The sequence below is a fragment of the Pantoea sp. alder81 genome (genome assembly GCF_020179835.1).
Taxonomy (GTDB): Bacteria; Pseudomonadota; Gammaproteobacteria; order Enterobacterales; family Enterobacteriaceae; genus Pantoea.
In genome coordinates this window covers 176502-195754 of sequence record NZ_JAIUDA010000003.1, presented here as the reverse complement: position 1 = coordinate 195754, position 19253 = coordinate 176502, and the positions used below count along the sequence as shown (strand labels likewise).

Here is a 19253-nt window from a genome sequence, read left to right as displayed (position 1 = left end):
GATTATTTACTCCCCTGAGAGGCTAGCCAGTTGCGCCAGCCGCCAAATTCGGTAATTTCCAGCGCCTGCGACAGCACCGCCGGTTCACAGATAAAGCCTTTCACCACGCGACCGTCAGCCAGCATCAGAGATCCAATGCCGAGCGGTGCCGGGATCTCGGCCACGAACTCACCAAAGCGCGCCAGTGGGATATCCCACAGCTCCACGGTGATGGCGGCACCGCTGTCGCCACGCAGCAGGCCGGGCTTTTTGATCGGGCCATCGAGCAGCGCAAACAGGCGGTAGTTGCTGGCGGTTTGTGTCTCTTCCACCAGCACCGCATCGCGGGTGGTGAGCTGGAAATTGAGCGGCATACCGGTGAGATGCGCACCCACTACCGCCACGCGCACGTGATCGGCAGAAACCGGGAAGGCGGTGTGTTGAGCGGGCTGAGCTTTGCCGGTGGCGCCTAAGGTCAGCGCCATCTGCTGCTGCCACTGAATGCCAAAGCCCGCGAGCGCGCGATCCTGCCAGGCAGACGCAATCAATGTGATGCCCGCAGGCAGACCATCGGCGCGGAACGGACCAGGCAGCGCCAGTGCGCTGAGGTCAGCGAGATTGGTGAAGTTGGTGTAGGTGCCGAACTGCGAGTTGTAGCGCACCGGCTCCTGTTTCATCTCTTCCAGCGTGTGAATAGTTGGAGAGGTCGGCACCACGAGCGCATCGAACTGCGCCAGGGTTTGCTGGATTTGGCGCGTTAGCTCGGCGCGCAGGTATTCCGCCTGGTAAGCCTCGACGGCGGTGTATTTCAGGCCGCTGCTGACAATGCCGTACACCACCGGATCCATCTCTTCCGGGCGGTTAATCATCTCGCCCACCGCTACGGTACGCTCGGCAACCCATGGGCCGTAATAGAGTTGTTCCGCCAGTTGGTGGAACACGCCGAAGTCGATCGGGTGCAGCGTCGCACCACCCGCTTGCAGTTGCTCCAGGGCACTTAACCACGCCGCTTCTGCCTGCTTATCATCAAAGAATTCTGGCGTGGCGGGAATAGCGAAATCAGGCTGGGCTTTGAAGCTTGCCGGTGCGGTGTGCGGGTTGCTGCGTGAATAGGCATCTCCGGCGTCGTAACCGCCTGCCGCTGTCGCCACGGCGAAGGCATCTTCCACCGTCAGCGCAAATACGGAGATGGTGTCATTTAGGCGGCAGGCAGGCACCACGCCGCTGGCCGAGAACCAGCCTTTCGTCGGCTTGAGGCCGACGATGTTGTTAAAGCCCGCTGGAACACGACCGGAACCGGCGGTATCGGTGCCCAGCGAGAAGCCCACCAGCCCGCGCGCCAGCACCGAAGCAGAACCAGAACTGGAACCGCCGCTGACATAGTCAGGATTAAAAGTGTTACTTACCGCGCCAAACGGCGAGCGCGTGCCGACTAAACCGGTGGCGTATTGGTCGAGGTTGGTTTTGCCGATCACCACCGCGCCGGCCGCTTTTAACTGTGCGACGACAAAAGCATCGGCTTCTGCGGTGTAGGTAAAGGCCGGGCAGGCGGCGCTGGTGGGCCACCCTGTGACATCAATATTGTCTTTCACCGCAAACGGCACGCCAAAAAGCGGCAGCGCAGCGGGATTGCGCAAGTAGCTGGCCAGCAAAGGTTCGATTTGCGCCTGCAATTGCGCGGGCGTCGCCACATACAGCCAGGCATTATCCTGTTGATCGATAGCGTTGAGGTGCGCTGCCAACAGCGCGCTAATGCACTGCGGATCCTGCTGATAGCGGTGCTGCCAATCCTGAAGCGTGTATCCGAAGGTTGCTGCCATGAGTGAATTCCAACTGGTATACAAGATGGAATTCAACAGAGCAAAGCGCGTGCCATTTTTGTAAGTGAATGAATAGCTGTAGCTAATTGATATACCATAAGTTTTTGTGATGATAATTTGCACAGCCACGGCGCAGACGGTGTGCAATCACGGTGCGCCTGAGTAAATTTTGTGAAGAACATGGCAAGAGACCGTTGGCCTGGTTAGCATGAGTTAAGTCTGGCATGAGCTGGATCGCAGCGAAGAGGAGAGCAGAGTGGAGAAGTGGCGTAACTGGATGATAGGGATCTGTCTGGTCAGCACGGCCGGCAGCGTGTGGGCCGACTCGCTGGATCAACAACGACAGCGCTATGCGCAAATCAAACAAGCCTGGGATAATAACCAAATGGACCAGGTCTCGCAGCTGATGCCAACGCTGCAGGATTATCCGCTCTATCCTTATCTGCAATACCGTTTGCTGGCGCAGGATCTCGATCAAGAGACGCCGCTGGCGGTGAAGAACTTTATTCAGCAATACCCGACGCTGCCACCGGCGCGTTCGCTTTCAACCCGTTTCGTCAATGTGCTGGCACACCGTCAGGATTGGCCGGGCGTGCTGAGCTTCAGTTCGGATGAACCGAAACCGGTGCAAGCGCGCTGTAACTGGTATTACGCCAAGTGGGCCACCGGTCAGCAGCAGGCGGCGTTTGATGGCGCGAAATCGATCTGGCTGCGCGGTTCCGCGCTGCCGAATGACTGCGATCAGTTGTTCTCGGTGTGGCAAGCCTCCGGGCAAATGTCACCAATCACCATCCTCGAACGTATTCGTCTGGCGATGAAAGCCGGTAACGACAGCCTGGTGAATTATCTGGCCAAAACGCTGCCGGCGGATTACCAGACCACCTCCAGCGCGCTGATTGCGCTGCAGCAGAATCCGCAGACCGTGACCACGTTTGCCAGTAGCCTCGGTCCGACCGATTTCACCCGGATGGCCACCAGCTATGCCTTTGCCCGCGTGGCGCGTGAAGATATGGATAATGCGCGCATGATGATCCCGCAGCTGGTGCAGGCACAGAAAATGAGCCAGGCCGAAGAGCAGGATCTGAAGGAAACCGTGGTGTGGCGCATGATGGGCGCGGATCTGACCTCCGAGCAGGCGCGCTGGCGTGATGCGGTGGTGATGAACAGCGAATCCACCGCGCTGGTGGAACGTCGTGTGCGTCTGGCGCTGAGTCAGAACGATCGTCGTGGGCTGAACACCTGGATTGCCCGTTTACCGGTAGAAGCCAAAGAGAAAGATGAGTGGCAATACTGGCAGGCTGATTTGTTGATTTCCCAGGGACGTAAAGACGAGGCTGACGAGATCCTGCGTAAGCTGATGCAGGCGCGTGGCTTCTATCCGATGGTCGCGGCGCAGCGTCTTGGCGTGGAGTATCCGTTGCAGGTCGATCAGGCTCCGGCGGCGGACAACGCGGTGGTACAGGGGCCCGAACTGGCTCGCGTGCGTGAACTGATGTACTGGGGACTGGATAATCTGGCGCGCAGCGAATGGGCCAATCTGATCTCAAGCAAAACCCATTCACAGCAGCAGATGCTGGCCCGTTACGCCAACGAGCAGGACTGGTGGGATCTTAGCGTGCAGGCGACCATTACCGCCAAAATGTGGGATAGCCTGAAAGAGCGCTTCCCGCTGGCGTGGCGTAATCTCTATCAGCAATACACCAGCGATAAAGGCATTCCGCAGAGCTATGCCATGGCGATCTCTCGCCAGGAAAGTGCGTGGAATCCGAAGGCGCGCTCACCGGTCGGTGCCAGCGGTTTGATGCAGGTGATGCCGGCGACTGCGGCGCACACCGTGAAGATGTATAACATCCCTGGCTATGTGAACAGCAGCCAGCTGCTGGATCCGCAGACCAATATCCAGATTGGTACGCAGTATCTGGAGTACGTTTATCAGCAGTTCGATCAGAACCGCATCTTCTCCTCGGCGGCGTATAATGCCGGGCCGGGCAGGGTGCGCAGCTGGTTGAACAACAGCGGCGGCAAACTGGATGCGGTGGCGTTTATCGAAACCATCCCGTTCTCTGAAACGCGCGGCTACGTGAAAAACGTACTGGCCTATGATGCCTACTACCGTTACTTCATGGGCAAGCCGGATAAGATTCTCGCTGATGGTGAGTGGAATCGCCGTTACTAGCTGTGTTATGCTTCCGTACTCGTCAATGAGTACGGAAGCCCTTCATGAGCCAACCCCTTTCCTCCCAGCCAGATTCGGCTGAGCCTGTTGAAGATAACTGGCTGCGTTTTATCGAGTTAATGCAAAACGCTTTCGCGGATGGCGTGTCGTTGCCATTGTTGCAACTGATGATGACGCCCGATGAACGTGAAGCGTTTGGCACACGCCTGCGCATTATCGAAGAGCTAATGAACGGCGACATGAGTCAGCGCGAGCTGAAGAATGAGTTGGGCGTCGGTATCGCCACGATTACGCGTGGATCTAACAGCTTGAAAGAAGCGCCTCCCGAGCTGAAACGCTGGCTGGAAGCGCGCTTAGGCCGCCATTAACTACTGCTGATACAGCGGATGGGTGAACGGGCAGAGTGCCAGAATCAGTGCCTGATGGTAAACGCTGGAGCGGCTCAACAGACCGTTGGTAAACGCGCCGATAGCGCCGCCTTTCTGTTTGATATTATCAACGCCGGTTAAGCGTGCCATTTCGTGACCGAGTTCGTGCCCGGCGGCTAAGCCTGTTAACACCACCGGCGGCAAGGTAAAACTGGCAGAGCGGGATTCTCCGCGCTGCTGAGCGTTTTCAATCACCATCCACGCAAAGGCGCAATCGCCTTCAATACCGGCTTCGATCGCCACCCAAAAATCCGACGCTGGGCGGAGCAGACGCGCGTTCGCCACGCGGGTACGTGCGCCAGTTCGCGTTTCGACATCGCTTAACGGTTGAGCAGCAACGCCGCTCTCGACCTCGACCCCTTCAATGTGGCAGGATCCTTCGCCAAAGACGTCGTTGAACGCCTGAGCAATCGCGCGAATTTTTGCCGGGTTGATGGTGGCTGCGACAACGTGGTACATAATTGTTTGAACCCTCAAGGCAAATTTGTCGCAGTATAACGGAAATTAAGCATGCTACAGGTCTATCTTGTTCGTCACGGTGAAACGGTATGGAATGCGGCCCGACGCATTCAAGGGCAATCCGACAGTCCGCTGACGGAAAAAGGTGAGCAACAGGCTCAGCAAGTCGGTGAACGGATGAAATCGCAGGGCATCACGCATGTGATTGCCAGCGATTTAGGCCGTACGCGCCGCACCGCAGAGATTATCGCAGATGCGTGCGGCTGTACGGTCACGGTTGATGCGCGTTTGCGTGAGCTGAATATGGGCTGTCTGGAACAGCGTCCCCTTGATGGCTTAACGCCGGAAGAGGAGAGCTGGCGTAAAACGCTGGTGGATGGCACCGAAGGCGGTCGTATTCCCGGCGGTGAATCGATGCTGGAGATGGCGACGCGTATGCACGAAGCGCTGAACGCGTTGCTGGAACTGCCAGCGGGCAGCCGTCCGCTGATTGTCAGTCACGGTATGGCGCTGGGCGTGTTAGTCAGCACGCTGCTCGGTTTACCGGCGCATGCGGAACGTCGTTTGCGTCTGCGCAACTGCTCCATATCACGCGTGGATCATCAACAGAGCGCGTGGCTGGCAGCGGGATGGGTGGTAGAGACGGCAGGCGATGTGTCGCATCTGGACGCGCCTGCGCTGGATGAATTACAGCGTTAATTGTTATCTGGTATCGGTGCGCATGAATGCGCACCCTACGAATTCGTGGGGTCGTGACAAACGCGCACCCTGTCAAATTGCGGGTTCGTGATAAATGCGCACGCTGTGAAATCGTAGGGTCGTCATTTATGACGACCGGCCGTTATTGAGGCCAAAAAAATGCCGTCATCGTGACGGCATTTTCATATCAGCGACTCTGCTGCGGGCGAATCGGAATCAGATATTCGCAACGGATTTCCGTTGGCGGCTCGCTGCGTTTCTTACCGCCGTGGGTAAAGAAGCGCTCGATATCCTGACCCTGACGACGCACCAGCCCCAGCGTTGGCATACAGGTGCCGTACAGCAGCAGAATAAATTCACCTAACGCGCTACGGGCGCCGTTATAGGTGAACTGCACGTAATCTCCGGCTTCGAGAATCACATTCTGATTTGACTGCATGCTCAGTGCTTGTTGATCGGCAGGCACCGCAGTGGTGTAGAGGATCTCCTGCTCATCATCCTTTTCATGGCTGGCACGTACCTGATGCAAACCATACAGCACCGGTGGCACGGTATCGGTTTCCAGCAGGAACTGCTTCCAAAAGTGGATACGCATTTCGTCACGGTAACTGGAAATCTGCTCCAGCGTACAGGTGTAACTTTGCGTTTGTCCGACCAGCACCGTTTCTGGCAGCGTAACAAACGTGGCCTCTGGCATGTGGTGATCGTCAAGACGAATCGGCGGGCGAATGCCGAACGAGTTCCACTCCGATGAGCGACGATACCAGGCGGGCGTTTGATTGAACTGCTTTTTAAACGCGCGGGTAAACGTCTGCTGCGAATCGAAGCGATATTGTAAAGCGATGTCGAGGATCGGGCGGCTGGTCAGGCGCAGTGCCACAGCGGCTTTCGACAGACGACGCGCGCGGATGTAAGCACCGATGGCGTGGCTCGTCACTTCCTTGAACATGCGCTGCAGGTGCCATTTGGAGTAGCCCGCTTTCAGAGCAACATTATCGAGTGAAAGGGGTTGGTCCAGATGGCTCTCCAGCCAGACAAGCAAATCGCGAATGATACCGGCTTGGTCCATAAAACATCCTCATAACTCTCTGGTGGCGCAACTATGAAGTCGTCGAATAATAGCACGAAATGCACAAACGCGTGGGGGCTGATGATTAATCTGCTGTGCTAAATCAATGCGGGTTATCACCCGTTTAGGTTTGGTTCCGGGTTCGATTGACAGTACATTACATTCTCATCTATTCGATTGCCAATGGTAACTCAATGACAATAACTCGCTTTCTTATAATCACGCTTGCAACTTCTATCTTCAGCGCGGGCGTACAGGCCGAGGAGATCGGCTCAGTAGACACGGTTTTCAAGATGTTTGGCCCCGACCATAAGATCGTGGTGGAAGCCTTCGACGACCCCGACGTAAAAAATGTAACCTGTTATATCAGCCGGGCGAAAACCGGTGGGATTAAGGGTGGATTAGGTCTGGCGGAAGATACTTCCGACGCGGCCATCTCCTGCCAGCAGGTTGGGCCTGTAGAGCTTAGCGATAAAATTTCACAAGGCAAGGCGCAGGGTGAAGTTGTGTTCCAAAAGCGCACTTCTTTGGTGTTTAAAAAATTGCAGGTGGTGCGCTTCTTTGATCAGAAACGCCATGCGCTGATTTACTTAAGCTACTCAGATAAAGTGGTGGACGGTTCGCCGAAGAATGCGCTGAGCGCGGTGCCGATCATGCCGTGGCATTAAGCCATAAAAAAAACGCCCTGATGGGCGTTTTTCTTTTACTGCAGCAAACTTAATCCTGCAATTCACCACAGAAGCGGTAACCTTCACCGTGAATGGTGGCGATGATTTCTGGCGTGTCCGGAGTGGATTCGAAATGCTTACGGATGCGGCGGATAGTGACATCCACGGTACGGTCATGCGGCTTCAGCTCGCGACCGGTCATCTTCTTCAGCAAATCGCCACGGGTTTGAATCTTGCCCGGGTTTTCGCAGAAGTGCAGCATCGCGCGGAACTCACTGCGCGGCAGTTTGTATTGGTCGCCGTTCGGGCTGATCAATGAGCGGCTGTTAATATCCAGCTCCCAGCCGTTAAAGCGATAGCTTTCAACCGCGCGACGTTCTTCACTCGGCATCGCCAGATTCATGGTGCGCGATAACAGGTTGCGCGCACGAATCGTCAGCTCACGTGGGTTGAAAGGCTTGGTGATGTAATCATCGGCGCCAATTTCCAGGCCGAGGATTTTATCCACTTCATTATCACGACCCGTCAGGAACATCAGCGCAACGTTTGCTTGTTCACGCAATTCGCGTGCCAGCAGCAAACCGTTTTTGCCTGGCAGGTTGATATCCATGATCACCAGATTGACGTCATTTTCCGTCAAAACCTGATGCATCTCGGCGCCGTCGGTGGCTTCATAGACCACGTAACCTTCCGCCTCAAAAATACTTTTGAGGGTGTTACGCGTGACCAGTTCGTCTTCAACGATAAGAATGTGCGGGGTCTGCATGTTTCGCTACCTAAAATTTGCCAACAAATCGAAAACAGGGCGTACGATGGCTGCGTTTACTGTTCATCAAAACAGCGTGCCTTACGCAACCGGTGTACGAAATAATCTTCGGAATACACCATCCATCTATGTCAACTTCAGTGTTAGCTCAGCCAGTCAGGATGAATATTTGCGTGCCCCGTGGGTATCGGAATGGCGCTTATCCTAACCGTATTAACAGCAACCTAACAGCACCAACAACAACCGATAAGCATAAAAACAACGCTTCGTTGACTTATATCAAATGCAAGTGTAGCACGTTAACACTTTTATGAAAAACTTCTCCAGGAATGCCAGCTTAGCTCACAAAAAGCAGCATTTTTGCTACATTTTGGCTGCATAACGGTAAAACTAAAACCTGCAGGAAATAATATTTTAATAATATGAAAAACAATAGATTTATATTAAATAAGCGTGGAAATTTTAGTTATATCCCACAATATCTTCTCCCCATGGCTTTTATCCTCTTTTAACATCCTTAACATCTTATTTTCTCTTGCCCCTGCGGTTGGTATTTTTGCCACTGCATGCCAACATAGGGCGAGTTGTTAACAGTTCGATGGAAAAATCATGCATTTCCCCCTGATCCTAGTCTCACCCGCCCGTCCGGAAAATATCGGCGCGGCCGCTCGTGCCATGAAAACCATGGGTTTTAGCGAACTGCGCATTGTCGCCAGTGACGCCTGGCAAGACCCGGCTGCGCGTCGCGTTGCACACGGTGCCGGGGAGATTCTTGATAACGTCAAAACCTACGCCACGCTGAGTGAGGCGCTGGCCGATGTCGATTTCTCGGTCGCCACCACGGCACGCAGTCGTGCGAAGTTTCGCTACTACGCCACGCCCGAACAGGTAGAAACCATCCTGCAGGAGAAACGTCAGTGGCTGAGTCGTATCGCGCTGGTGTTTGGACGTGAGGACAGTGGCTTAACCAATGAAGAGCTGGATCAGGTCGATTTACTGACCGGCATTCCGATGGCCAATGATTACCCTTCGCTCAACCTGGGGCAGGCAGTGATGGTGTACTGCTATCAGCTGTCGGCGCTGAATCAGGTGGCGGCAGAAGTGAAAGAAGTGGCCAACGAACATCAGCTGCAGGCGCTGCGCGAACGCTTCCATCAACTACTGGTGAAGCTGGATGTCAGCGATGATGCCAAAATGGCGGACTGGATCGATCAGCGTATCGGCCTGCTTGAGCAGCGCGATAGCGCCATGCTGCATCGCCTGCTGCACGACGTAGAAAAAAAACTTATAGATAAATAATCGGTGAATATCGGTTTTAATAGTGACAGATCGGGAAACAGGGCGATCTGTCGAACGATCCCGATATGATTTGTGCGCAGAAACCGAACTCTGCGCAGCAGTGGCTAAACTGTGGCTAAGACAAATTCGTTGACTTAACGTGCCCTTTGCTTTAATTCTGGAAGGCAGACGGACAAGACAAAGACAGACAGAAAAATCTAAATGCGTAATCTCAGCCTGAACACCACAATTATTATTACCACCACCATTACCACAGGTAACGGTGCGGGCTGACGCATACAGGAAAAACAAAGAAAAAAGCCCGCACCTAAACAGTGCGGGCTTTTTTTTCGGCAAAAATTCAGGAGAGCTTCAATCATGCGAGTGCTGAAATTCGGCGGAACCTCAGTAGCCAATGCGGAACGTTTTCTCCGCGTGGCAGATATTCTGGAAAGCAACGCGCAACAGGGACAGGTTGCCACGGTGCTCTCTGCGCCAGCGAAAATCACCAATCATCTGGTGGCGATGATTGAGAAAACCATCAGCGGTCAGGACGCACTGACGAATATCAGCGATGCCGAACGTATTTTTGCCGATCTGCTGCAGGGCCTGGCGGAGGCTCAGCCGGGCTTCGATTATGATGGACTAAAAACCCGCATCGAGCTGGAATTTGCCCAGCTGAAACAAGTGCTGCACGGCATCAGCCTGCTGGGCCAGTGCCCGGATGCGGTGAATGCCGCCATCATCTGCCGTGGTGAGAAGCTCTCTATCGCCATTATGGAAGCGCTGCTGCAGGCGCGCGGCCATAAAGTCACGGTGATCGATCCGGTGGAGAAACTGCTGGCCGTTGGTCACTACCTCGAATCCACGGTCGATATCGCCGAATCCACCCGCCGCATTGCCGCCAGCCAGATCCCTGCCGATCACATGATCCTGATGGCCGGTTTCACAGCCGGTAACGAGAAGGGCGAACTGGTGGTGCTGGGCCGTAATGGCTCTGACTACTCGGCAGCGGTGCTGGCAGCCTGCTTGCGTGCGGACTGCTGTGAAATCTGGACTGATGTTGACGGTGTTTATACCTGCGATCCACGCCAGGTGCCGGATGCACGACTGCTGAAGTCGATGTCCTATCAGGAAGCGATGGAGCTCTCTTACTTCGGTGCGAAAGTGTTGCATCCACGTACCATCGCGCCGATTGCCCAGTTCCAGATTCCTTGCCTGATCAAAAATACCGCCAACCCGCAAGCGCCCGGCACCTTAATCGGTGGCGAGGGCGAGCTGGATGAGAACCCGGTTAAAGGCATCACTAACCTCAACAACATGGCGATGTTCAACGTCTCCGGCCCTGGCATGAAAGGCATGGTCGGCATGGCGGCGCGTGTGTTTGCCGCGATGTCGCGCACCGGTATCTCGGTGGTGCTGATCACCCAATCCTCTTCCGAATACAGCATCAGCTTCTGCGTACCGCAAAGCGAGCAGGCTCGTGCCCGCCGCGTATTAGAAGAAGAGTTCTATCTGGAGTTAAAAGATGGCCTGCTGGATCCGCTCGATGTGCTGGAGCAGCTGGCGGTGATTTCTGTGGTCGGCGATGGCATGCGCACCTTGCGCGGTATCTCCGCCAAATTCTTCTCGGCGCTGGCGCGTGCCAACATCAATATCGTGGCGATTGCACAGGGTTCCTCTGAGCGTTCCATCTCTGTGGTGGTGAGCAATGATGAAGTCACCACCGGCGTGCGCGTGGTACATCAGATGTTGTTCGCCACCGATCAGGTGATCGAAGTGTTCGTGGTCGGTGTCGGCGGTGTCGGCGCGGCGTTGCTGGAGCAGCTGCATCGTCAACAAGCGTGGCTGAAAGAGAAGCATATCGACCTGCGCGTGTGCGGCATCGCCAATTCGCGCGCGCTGTTAACCAACGTGCACGGCATCGATCTCAGCAACTGGAAAGGCGCGCTGAGTGAAGCTAAAGACCCGTTTAATCTGGGCCGTCTGATGCGTCTGGTGAAAGAGTATCACCTGCTGAACCCGGTGATTGTGGACTGTACCTCCAGCCAGGCGGTTGCCGATCAGTATGCCGATTTCCTTGCCGAAGGCTTCCACGTGGTGACGCCGAACAAAAAGGCCAACACCTCGTCGTGGAATTACTATCAGCAGATGCGTGCGGCCGCGGCCAAGTCGCGTCGTAAGTTCCTTTATGACACCAACGTCGGTGCTGGCCTGCCGGTGATCGAAAACCTGCAAAATCTGCTGAATGCCGGTGACGAGCTGATCAAATTCTCCGGTATCCTCTCCGGTTCGCTCTCCTTTATTTTCGGCAAGCTCGATGAAGGCGTTTCGCTGTCGGAAGCCACCAAAACGGCGCGTGAGATGGGCTTCACCGAGCCGGATCCGCGAGACGATCTTTCGGGCACCGACGTGGCGCGCAAGCTGCTGATTCTGGCGCGTGAAGCGGGCCATCAGCTGGAGCTGAGCGATATCGAGATTGAGCCGCTGCTGCCCGCTGAACTCACTGACATCGCCGACGTTGAGCAGTTTATGGCGCGCCTGCCGGAACTGGACGATGCCTTTGCCGCCCGCGTTGCCAAAGCGCGTGATGAAGGTAAAGTGTTACGCTTCGTGGGCGCCATTGAAGAAGGCGGCGTCTGCAAAGTGAAAATCGATGCGGTGGACGGTAACGATCCGCTGTACAAAGTGAAGAACGGCGAGAACGCGCTGGCGTTTTACAGCCGCTATTATCAGCCGATCCCGCTGGTTCTGCGTGGATACGGCGCGGGGAATGATGTCACAGCGGCCGGCGTATTTGCTGACTTGCTGCGTACACTGTCGTGGAAGTTGGGAGTTTGATGATGGTAAAAATTTATGCACCGGCCTCGATAGGTAACGTCAGCGTCGGCTTTGATGTGCTGGGCGCGGCGGTTTCGCCGGTGGATGGCACCCTGTTGGGTGACTGCGTATCAGTCGAAGCGGCCGACAGCTTCAGCCTGGTGAACACCGGGCGCTTTGTCAGCAAGCTGCCCACCAATCCGCAAGAGAACATCGTTTATCAGTGCTGGGAACGTTTCTGCCAGGCGATTGGTAAACAGGTTCCGGTGGCGATGACGCTGGAAAAGAACATGCCGATCGGTTCAGGCCTGGGTTCCAGCGCCTGCTCGGTGGTGGCCGGTTTGATGGCGATGAACGAGTTCTGCGGCAAGCCGTTGAGCGATACCGAACTGTTGGCCTTGATGGGCGAACTGGAAGGGCGTATCTCCGGCAGCGTGCACTTTGATAACGTCGCGCCATGCTTCCTCGGCGGTGTGCAGCTGATGATTGAAGAGAACGGGATCATCAGTCAGGAGGTGCCGTGCTTTGAAGACTGGCTGTGGGTGATGGCGTATCCGGGCATCAAAGTCTCGACCGCAGAAGCGCGCGCGATTCTGCCTGCACAGTACCGCAAAGAAGATGCCATCAAGCATGGCCGCCTGTTATCCGGCTTTATTCACGCCTGTCATACCCGTCAGCCGCTGCTGGCAGCTAAACTGATGCAGGATGTGATTGCCGAACCTTACCGCACCAAGCTGCTGCCAGGCTTTGCCGACGCGCGTAAAGCGGCGGCCGATATCGGCGCACTGGCTTGCGGTATTTCGGGCTCCGGCCCGACACTTTTCGCCGTTTGCAACGAGATGGCAACGGCACAGCGGATGGCAGACTGGCTGAGCCAGCACTATCTGCAGAACGATGAAGGCTTCGTCCATATCTGCCGTCTTGATACGGCTGGCGCACGTAACTTGGGATAACGCATGAAACTCTACAACCTTAAGGATCACAACGAGCAGGTTAGTTTTGCTCAGGCCGTTAAACAGGGCCTCGGCTCGCAGCAAGGGCTGTTCTTCCCGCTCGAACTGCCGGAATTCGAACTGACCGACATCGATGCGATGCTGGAGATGGATTTCGTCAGCCGCAGCAGCAAAATCCTCTCTGCCTATATTGGTGATGAAGTGGCTGCACACCAGCTGGCTGAGCGCGTGAAAAACGCCTTTGCTTTCCCGGCGCCGGTGGCGAAAGTCAGTGCTGATGTGGCCTGCCTCGAACTGTTCCATGGCCCAACCCTGGCGTTCAAAGACTTCGGCGGCCGTTTTATGGCGCAGATGCTCTCTTATGTGTCGGGTGCCGATGAGCAGATCACCATTCTGACCGCGACCTCAGGCGACACCGGTGCAGCCGTGGCCCATGCGTTCTACGGCATGGAAAACGTGCGCGTGGTGATTCTCTATCCGCAGGGCAAAATCAGCCCGCTGCAGGAGAAACTGTTCTGTACGCTGGGCGGCAATATTGAAACCATCGCAGTGGAAGGCGATTTCGATGCCTGCCAGGCGCTGGTGAAGCAGGCGTTTGACGATGAAGAGCTGAAGAAGGCGATTGGCCTGAACTCAGCGAACTCAATCAACATCAGCCGTCTGCTGGCGCAGATCTGCTATTACTTCGAAGCGGTGGCGCAGCTGCCGCAAGAGCAGCGTAATCAGCTGGTGGTGTCAGTACCAAGCGGTAACTTTGGCGACCTGACAGCTGGCCTGCTGGCGAAATCCCTCGGCTTGCCGATCAAGCGTTTTATCGCTGCCACCAACGCTAACGACACCGTGCCACGCTTCCTTGATAAGGGCGAATGGCTGCCAAATGCGACAGTGGCAACCCTGTCGAACGCCATGGACGTTAGCCAGCCTAACAATTGGCCGCGCGTCGAAGAGCTGTTCCGTCGTAAAACCTGGCGCCTGACCGATCTGGTGTCGGGTGCGGTATCGGATGAGACCACCAAAGCCACCATGCGTGAGCTGGCAGAAATTGGCTACATCTCTGAGCCGCACGCGGCGATTGCCTATCGCATGCTGCGTGACAATCTGCAGGAAGGCGAGTTCGGCCTGTTCCTCGGCACCGCGCATCCGGCCAAGTTCAAAGAGAGCGTGGACGAGATTCTGGGTCAGGAACTGCCGCTGCCGCCAGAGCTGGCAGAGCGCGCTGAGCTGCCACTGCTGTCGCATAATATGACGGCGGACTTTGCTGAACTGCGTAAGTTCTTGATGAAAGCTTAATCCCCGTTCCGTTTGCTGCAAAAAGCCTGCTGATTTATTTCGGCGGGCTTTTTTTTGTATTTCTTTCAATCACAACGACGAGAATTAGCGGAGTTACATGTTTATTTACATTATCAGACTGGAAATTGGCTTAGCATGATCGCTTTAGTTAATCTTAACTATTGCTCTATTTGCAGGTAGCCACACGTGCAAATAAGGACAAAAATCATTTTTAGTAACTAAAGAAACTATCGGGCAAGCAGAGCATAAGTGAAATTTTGATTAGTAAATCTTAATATAAGGGCCATTAAATGCGTGCTTCAGAACGCTTTTTTGTTATGGAATGCAGATAAATCCTAATGTTTATTCTAATGTTAAATCGCTTTCACTTAGTGATTATATATAGACTAATATTACAATGATCTCATTTTTAAGGGTTTTTTCCATATCTGACTAGAATGTTACTAAATGTAAAAATGATTTCTTGTGTTTTTGCCGTTTCGTTTCTAATGGATCTCTCGTTATCCTTGGCGCTACGACAAATTAATTAAGAAAACCTGTTACTTATTTTTTTTCACATTCTGTAACAGGTCGTCCTCCTCCGACCACAGACAGCATCCTTCAATCTGGTTAAAGTTCACCCCTCAACGATTTCGGCTATCACCGCTAGGTCATAGCATTACCTGCTCACTCTAACGGTAGAGCCGGATACTTTTTCTTTCTTCAATGACATGGCGACTTAATTCCGTCAGGGACGCGCTCGGTCAAAAGACAAAATTAGGTATTCACATGGCTAATAGCTTTCAGGACGAAGTACCCGCAGCACGCGTCAATATCAAACTGGATCTGCACACCGGTGGTGCGCAGAAAAAAGTGGAATTGCCATTAAAGCTGATGGTGGTGGGGGATTACAGCAACGGTCAGGACGATCGCGCCGTTTCAGAACGTGAAAAAATCTCGATTAACAAAAACAACTTCAACCAGGTACTGGCGGAGTACAACCCGAAGGTGAATCTCACCGTTGCCGATACGCTGGCGGCTGATGGCAGTGAAGCGTCAGTCAAGCTGGATTTTAAAGAGATGGCTGATTTTGAACCCGAGCAGGTTGCCCGCCAAATTCCTCAACTGCGTGCGCTGCTCTCGATGCGCAATCTGCTACGCGATTTGAAATCCAACCTGTTGGATAACGCCACGTTCCGCCGCGAGCTGGAAAACATTCTCAAAGACGAAGCACTCAGTGATGAGCTGCGCGCAGAGCTGGCCGCACTGGCACCGAAAGCGTAAACGTCCGTTATCAGCAAGGAGCTAACTATGTCACAACGAGAAACTCAGGCGACCGCCAGTCCAGGCCATGAAACGCTGGAGGGTGGTGTCTATCAGTCGCTTTTCGAGAAGATCAACCTCAACCCTGTCAGCCAGCTGAACGGCATTGACGCATTCCAGGATAATGATGCGCTGGCAGATACCTCTGCCGATGAGCGCGTGACCGCCGCCGTCAGCGTCTTCCTCAATCTGCTCAAGCAGTCATCGCAGAAAGTCGAACGTCTGGATAAGACGCTGCTCGATAATCACATCAGCGAACTGGATAACCAAATTAGCCGCCAGCTGGATGCGGTAATGCATCATCCGGAATTCCAGAAAGTGGAATCTGCGTGGCGCGGTTTGAAGTTCCTGGTGGACCGTACTGACTTCCGTCAGAACGTGAAGATTGAAGTGCTGGATGTCTCGAAAGACGACTTGCGTCTGGACTTTGAAGACGCGCCAGAGATCGTGCAGAGCGGTTTCTATCACCATACCTACACCCAGGAATACGACACGCCGGGCGGCGAGCCGATTGGTTCTACCATCGCCAACTATGAGTTTGATCGTAGCCCGCAGGATATTGCGCTGTTGCGTAACATCTCCAAAGTGGCGGCATCGGCGCATATGCCGTTTGTGGCGTCGGTGGGTGCTGCCTTCTTCGGCAAAGCGACCATGGAAGAAGTGGCGGGCATCAAAGATATCGCTAACTACTTTGACCGTGCGGAATACATCAAGTGGAAGTCATTCCGTGACAGCGACGATGCGCGCTACATCGGTCTGACCCTGCCACGCGTGTTAGGGCGCCTGCCTTATGGCCCGGATACTGTGCCCGTGCGCAGTTTCAACTACGTGGAAGAGGTGAAAGGCCCGGATCACGACAGCTACCTGTGGAGCAACGCCTCTTTTGCGTTTGCCGCTAACATGGTGAAAAGTTTTGTGAATAACGGCTGGTGTGTACAGATTCGCGGTCCACAAGCGGGCGGCGCGGTGACGGATTTGCCGATTCACCTTTACGACCTCGGCACCGGCAATCAGGTGAAGATCCCTTCCGAAGTGATGATTCCGGAAACGCGCGAATTTGAGTTCGCTAATCTCGGCTTTATCCCGCTGTCGTATTACAAAAACCGCGATTACGCCTGCTTCTTCTCGGCAAACTCGGCGCAGAAACCGGCGCTGTATGACACCGATGAAGCCACGGCTAACAGCCGCATCAATGCGCGTCTGCCATACATTTTCCTGCTGTCGCGCATCGCGCACTATCTCAAGCTGCTGCAACGGGAAAACATCGGCACCACCAAAGATCGCCGCATGCTGGAGCTGGAGCTGAATAACTGGATTAACACCCTGGTCACGGAGATGACCGATCCCTCGGACGATCTGCAGGCATCGCATCCGCTGCGTGAAGCCCGGGTGACGGTGGAAGACATCGAAGATAACCCCGGTTTCTTCCGCGTCAAACTGTACGCAGTACCGCATTTCCAGGTTGAAGGATTGGATGTCAACTTGTCGCTGGTTTCTCAAATGCCGAAGGCGAAAGCGTAAGTCAGGGAGCAACAATGAAGGTTTCACGCCCGCTGTGGATTGAAGGCGCATTTCTTGCGCCGCATCAGTTCCAGCAACAGGCGCGCTGGGAAGCGCTCACCAACCAGTGCATTGCACAGTTGAGTCTGACACACCCGTGGGGCGTGCTGAATGCGCGCTTCGATGGGGAGGCGCTGCGCGTTAATCGCCTGAATGCACAACATCTGGCGGTGCGTTTGCAGGATGGCACCCTGATTGACAGCGATCGTGCCGATTCGCTGCCTGCGGCGGTGGATCTGCAGCGGGCGATTCCCGCGGACTGCAATCAGGTCACGGTGCTGCTGGCGCTGCCACTGGAACACGCTAATGGCGGCAACTGCCAGACCGGTACGCAAGCTTCCGAGCGCCCGCTGCGTTACCAGCAGGAGTGGGTATCGGTGCAGGATGTGTTCGGCAATGAGCAAGAGTCGATTGCCGTTGAGCGTTACGCACTCTCGCTGCGTTTTGACATCGATAACAATGACGAATACTTCACCTGTCCACTGGTGCGTTTGCAGCGTGATGGCCAGAACGGATGGCAGATCGACAACGCGTTTATCCCGCCACTGCTGGCGTTTGGTGGCAGTGAGCTATTGCAGGATCAACTGAGTCTGCGCGTCGCGCAATTGCGTGCCAAACGCATGCGCTTGATGGGCATGCGCCGCGAGAATAATCAGCGCATGGCTGATTTTGCCGTGGCGGATGTTTCCCTGTTCTGGCTGTTGAATGCGCTCAATACTTACGAACCGGTACTGGTGGATTTTGAAGCCTCACCGATGATCCATCCTGAACTGGTTTATCGCGAACTGGTCAAGCTGGCGGGCAGCATGCTGACCTTTTCGCTGGAGCACGACATGGATGCCATCCCGCGTTATGACCACGCCAGGCCAGCCGAAGTCTTTCCCCCGCTGTTTACCCTGATCAGCACGTTGCTGGAAGCGAGCCTGCCATCCCGCGTGGTGGCCGTGGAGCTGGAGCTGGTGCGTGAGAATCAGTGGCGCGCCCAGCTGACCGATAGTCGCCTGCGTGAAGAGGCTGATTTCTACCTCTCCGTGCGTTCCGACTTGCCTGCGCATCAGCTGCAGAGCCAGTTCCCGCCGCTGTGCAAGATCGGTACGCCAGATGAAGTGAACAACATCATCAATGGCGCACTGAACGGTGTACCGCTCATTCCGCTTAGCCACGTGCCAGCAGCGATTCCACTGCGGCTGGAGAATCAATACTTTGCGCTGGATCTGGCGCATCCCTCTGCGGTCGCGATGCTCACGGCCGGCAGTTGTGCCATTTACGTTCCGGGCGTGCTGCCGGGCGTTAAATTAGAACTCTATGCGGTGCTGCGCTCATGAAACAACCACTCTCCATTGATGAACTGCTGCGCGACAGCTGGCTGCTGGTGGTTGCCCTGCGTAACGGCGATGTGGCGGAAGAGGGCGAAGCGCTCTATCAGCGCGGCGTTGAACTGGTTGAACAGACACGCCAGCGTCTGGCCGGGCAGGGGATTGCCAGCGAAGACAGCGACCACATTGCCTACGCGCAATGCGTGCTGCTGGATGAGACGGTGCTCAATCGCCCGCTAAACGACAACGGCTATGCCTTTTGGATGCGGACACCACTGCAGGCGCGTTTCTTCAATACGCTGCAAGGTGGCGAGCTGCTCTATCAGCGTATGCGGCAGGTGCTGGCGCAGCCCGCGCCAAACCCACTGGTGCTGAGCTGCTTCCATCGCGTGCTAATGCTCGGCTTTCAGGGGCGCTATCGGAATCAGCCGCAGCAGGAGCGTCAGGCGCTGATCGCCGAACTTGCTGCGCGAGTGCCGCCGTTTGATGTAGCAGAAGAGACCCCGATCCTCGTCCACGTTGGCCGCCGTTCTACAGGACTGTGGCGTGGCCGTTCGCTATGGTTCTGGGCAGCGAGCGCGGTGGTCATCGTTGCCGTGGTGTGGTTTGGCCTGCATTACCAGCTTCAACAGTCATTGAGTGACTGGTTACAGGAATCACAGGGCTAAGG

Annotated in this window: 17 protein-coding genes and 1 other annotated feature; of the genes, 13 read left to right on the top strand and 4 right to left on the bottom strand. The window is 55.1% G+C overall.

Annotated features, from left to right (window positions below):
- Positions 1 to 2 precede the first annotated feature (2 nt).
- Complete coding sequence (atzF, locus tag LBW88_RS10420) at positions 3 to 1799, bottom strand: allophanate hydrolase (RefSeq protein ID WP_224932420.1); 1797 nt, start codon at positions 1797 to 1799, stop codon at positions 3 to 5.
- 256 nt (positions 1800 to 2055) lie between these two features.
- Here atzF and sltY point away from each other — a divergent pair, with 256 nt between their 5' ends.
- On the top strand, positions 2056 to 3975 hold the full coding sequence (gene sltY, locus LBW88_RS10415) for a murein transglycosylase (protein WP_224932421.1): 1920 nt from the start codon (positions 2056 to 2058) through the stop codon (positions 3973 to 3975).
- A gap of 44 nt (positions 3976 to 4019) precedes the next feature.
- On the top strand, positions 4020 to 4343 hold the full coding sequence (gene trpR, locus LBW88_RS10410) for a trp operon repressor (protein ID WP_224932422.1): 324 nt from the start codon (positions 4020 to 4022) through the stop codon (positions 4341 to 4343).
- Here the strand turns inward: trpR and yjjX are convergent, their stop codons facing one another.
- Positions 4344 to 4862 (bottom strand): inosine/xanthosine triphosphatase, encoded by a 519-nt coding sequence (gene yjjX, locus LBW88_RS10405; protein WP_224932423.1) that lies wholly within the window; start codon positions 4860 to 4862, stop codon positions 4344 to 4346.
- A gap of 51 nt (positions 4863 to 4913) precedes the next feature.
- Here yjjX and gpmB point away from each other — a divergent pair, with 51 nt between their 5' ends.
- Positions 4914 to 5561 (top strand): 2,3-diphosphoglycerate-dependent phosphoglycerate mutase GpmB, encoded by a 648-nt coding sequence (gpmB, locus tag LBW88_RS10400; protein ID WP_224932424.1) that lies wholly within the window; start codon positions 4914 to 4916, stop codon positions 5559 to 5561.
- A 187-nt stretch (positions 5562 to 5748) separates the two neighbouring features.
- On the opposite strand, the gene robA is transcribed toward gpmB, so the two are convergent.
- Complete coding sequence (robA, locus tag LBW88_RS10395; protein WP_038649179.1) at positions 5749 to 6630, bottom strand: MDR efflux pump AcrAB transcriptional activator RobA; 882 nt, start codon at positions 6628 to 6630, stop codon at positions 5749 to 5751.
- A 194-nt stretch (positions 6631 to 6824) separates the two neighbouring features.
- Between robA and creA the strand changes: the two genes are divergently transcribed.
- Entirely contained in the window at positions 6825 to 7298 is a 474-nt protein-coding gene (creA, locus tag LBW88_RS10390; RefSeq protein ID WP_224932425.1) for a protein CreA, read from the top strand.
- Between the two features lie 49 nt (positions 7299 to 7347).
- On the opposite strand, the gene arcA is transcribed toward creA, so the two are convergent.
- A complete protein-coding gene (gene arcA / locus LBW88_RS10385) occupies positions 7348 to 8064 on the bottom strand; it encodes a two-component system response regulator ArcA (protein ID WP_224932426.1) in 717 nt (238 codons plus the stop codon).
- A 609-nt stretch (positions 8065 to 8673) separates the two neighbouring features.
- Between arcA and LBW88_RS10380 the strand changes: the two genes are divergently transcribed.
- The 9 genes from LBW88_RS10380 to tssL all read left to right on the top strand — a co-directional run bounded on the left by LBW88_RS10380 (position 8674) and on the right by tssL (position 19251).
- Entirely contained in the window at positions 8674 to 9363 is a 690-nt protein-coding gene (locus LBW88_RS10380) for a tRNA/rRNA methyltransferase (RefSeq protein ID WP_224932427.1), read from the top strand.
- A 201-nt stretch (positions 9364 to 9564) separates the two neighbouring features.
- Entirely contained in the window at positions 9565 to 9636 is a 72-nt protein-coding gene (thrL, locus tag LBW88_RS26610) for a thr operon leader peptide (protein WP_200537469.1), read from the top strand.
- Positions 9572 to 9694: a sequence feature (Thr leader region), on the top strand. Its footprint overlaps the gene before it by 65 nt.
- A 26-nt stretch (positions 9695 to 9720) precedes the next feature.
- The gene (gene thrA, locus LBW88_RS10370; RefSeq protein WP_224932428.1) at positions 9721 to 12183 is read left to right on the top strand and encodes a bifunctional aspartate kinase/homoserine dehydrogenase I; all 2463 of its coding nucleotides are present in this window, start codon (positions 9721 to 9723) and stop codon (positions 12181 to 12183) included.
- 2 nt (positions 12184 to 12185) lie between these two features.
- The gene (gene thrB, locus LBW88_RS10365; protein WP_224932554.1) at positions 12186 to 13115 is read left to right on the top strand and encodes a homoserine kinase; all 930 of its coding nucleotides are present in this window, start codon (positions 12186 to 12188) and stop codon (positions 13113 to 13115) included.
- 3 nt (positions 13116 to 13118) lie between these two features.
- Entirely contained in the window at positions 13119 to 14405 is a 1287-nt protein-coding gene (thrC, locus tag LBW88_RS10360) for a threonine synthase (protein WP_224932429.1), read from the top strand.
- A 768-nt stretch (positions 14406 to 15173) separates the two neighbouring features.
- Positions 15174 to 15668, top strand: coding sequence for a type VI secretion system contractile sheath small subunit (gene tssB, locus LBW88_RS10355; protein WP_034826176.1), 495 nt, complete (start codon positions 15174 to 15176; stop codon positions 15666 to 15668).
- 27 nt (positions 15669 to 15695) lie between these two features.
- The gene (tssC, locus tag LBW88_RS10350) at positions 15696 to 17228 is read left to right on the top strand and encodes a type VI secretion system contractile sheath large subunit (protein ID WP_224932430.1); all 1533 of its coding nucleotides are present in this window, start codon (positions 15696 to 15698) and stop codon (positions 17226 to 17228) included.
- 14 nt (positions 17229 to 17242) lie between these two features.
- A complete protein-coding gene (gene tssK, locus LBW88_RS10345) occupies positions 17243 to 18592 on the top strand; it encodes a type VI secretion system baseplate subunit TssK (protein ID WP_224932431.1) in 1350 nt (449 codons plus the stop codon).
- The gene (tssL, locus tag LBW88_RS10340; protein ID WP_200574640.1) at positions 18589 to 19251 is read left to right on the top strand and encodes a type VI secretion system protein TssL, short form; all 663 of its coding nucleotides are present in this window, start codon (positions 18589 to 18591) and stop codon (positions 19249 to 19251) included. Before tssK ends, tssL begins: the two co-directional genes overlap by 4 nt.
- The last annotated feature ends 2 nt before the right edge of the window (positions 19252 to 19253 follow it).

Excerpts from the sequence above, each read along its gene's own strand:
- tssB (WP_034826176.1), top strand. The coding sequence starts at position 15,174 with ATGGCTAATAGCTTTCAGGACGAAGTACCCGCAGCACGCGTCAATATC.
- thrC (WP_224932429.1), top strand. The coding sequence starts at position 13,119 with ATGAAACTCTACAACCTTAAGGATCACAACGAGCAGGTTAGTTTTGCT.
- tssK (WP_224932431.1), top strand. The coding sequence starts at position 17,243 with ATGAAGGTTTCACGCCCGCTGTGGATTGAAGGCGCATTTCTTGCGCCG.
- thrA (WP_224932428.1), top strand. The coding sequence starts at position 9,721 with ATGCGAGTGCTGAAATTCGGCGGAACCTCAGTAGCCAATGCGGAACGT.
- yjjX (WP_224932423.1), bottom strand. The coding sequence starts at position 4,862 with ATGTACCACGTTGTCGCAGCCACCATCAACCCGGCAAAAATTCGCGCG.
- tssL (WP_200574640.1), top strand. The coding sequence starts at position 18,589 with ATGAAACAACCACTCTCCATTGATGAACTGCTGCGCGACAGCTGGCTG.
- trpR (WP_224932422.1), top strand. The coding sequence starts at position 4,020 with ATGAGCCAACCCCTTTCCTCCCAGCCAGATTCGGCTGAGCCTGTTGAA.
- atzF (WP_224932420.1), bottom strand. The coding sequence starts at position 1,799 with ATGGCAGCAACCTTCGGATACACGCTTCAGGATTGGCAGCACCGCTAT.
- creA (WP_224932425.1), top strand. The coding sequence starts at position 6,825 with ATGACAATAACTCGCTTTCTTATAATCACGCTTGCAACTTCTATCTTC.
- thrB (WP_224932554.1), top strand. The coding sequence starts at position 12,186 with ATGGTAAAAATTTATGCACCGGCCTCGATAGGTAACGTCAGCGTCGGC.
- robA (WP_038649179.1), bottom strand. The coding sequence starts at position 6,630 with ATGGACCAAGCCGGTATCATTCGCGATTTGCTTGTCTGGCTGGAGAGC.
- gpmB (WP_224932424.1), top strand. The coding sequence starts at position 4,914 with ATGCTACAGGTCTATCTTGTTCGTCACGGTGAAACGGTATGGAATGCG.
- arcA (WP_224932426.1), bottom strand. The coding sequence starts at position 8,064 with ATGCAGACCCCGCACATTCTTATCGTTGAAGACGAACTGGTCACGCGT.
- LBW88_RS10380 (WP_224932427.1), top strand. The coding sequence starts at position 8,674 with ATGCATTTCCCCCTGATCCTAGTCTCACCCGCCCGTCCGGAAAATATC.
- tssC (WP_224932430.1), top strand. The coding sequence starts at position 15,696 with ATGTCACAACGAGAAACTCAGGCGACCGCCAGTCCAGGCCATGAAACG.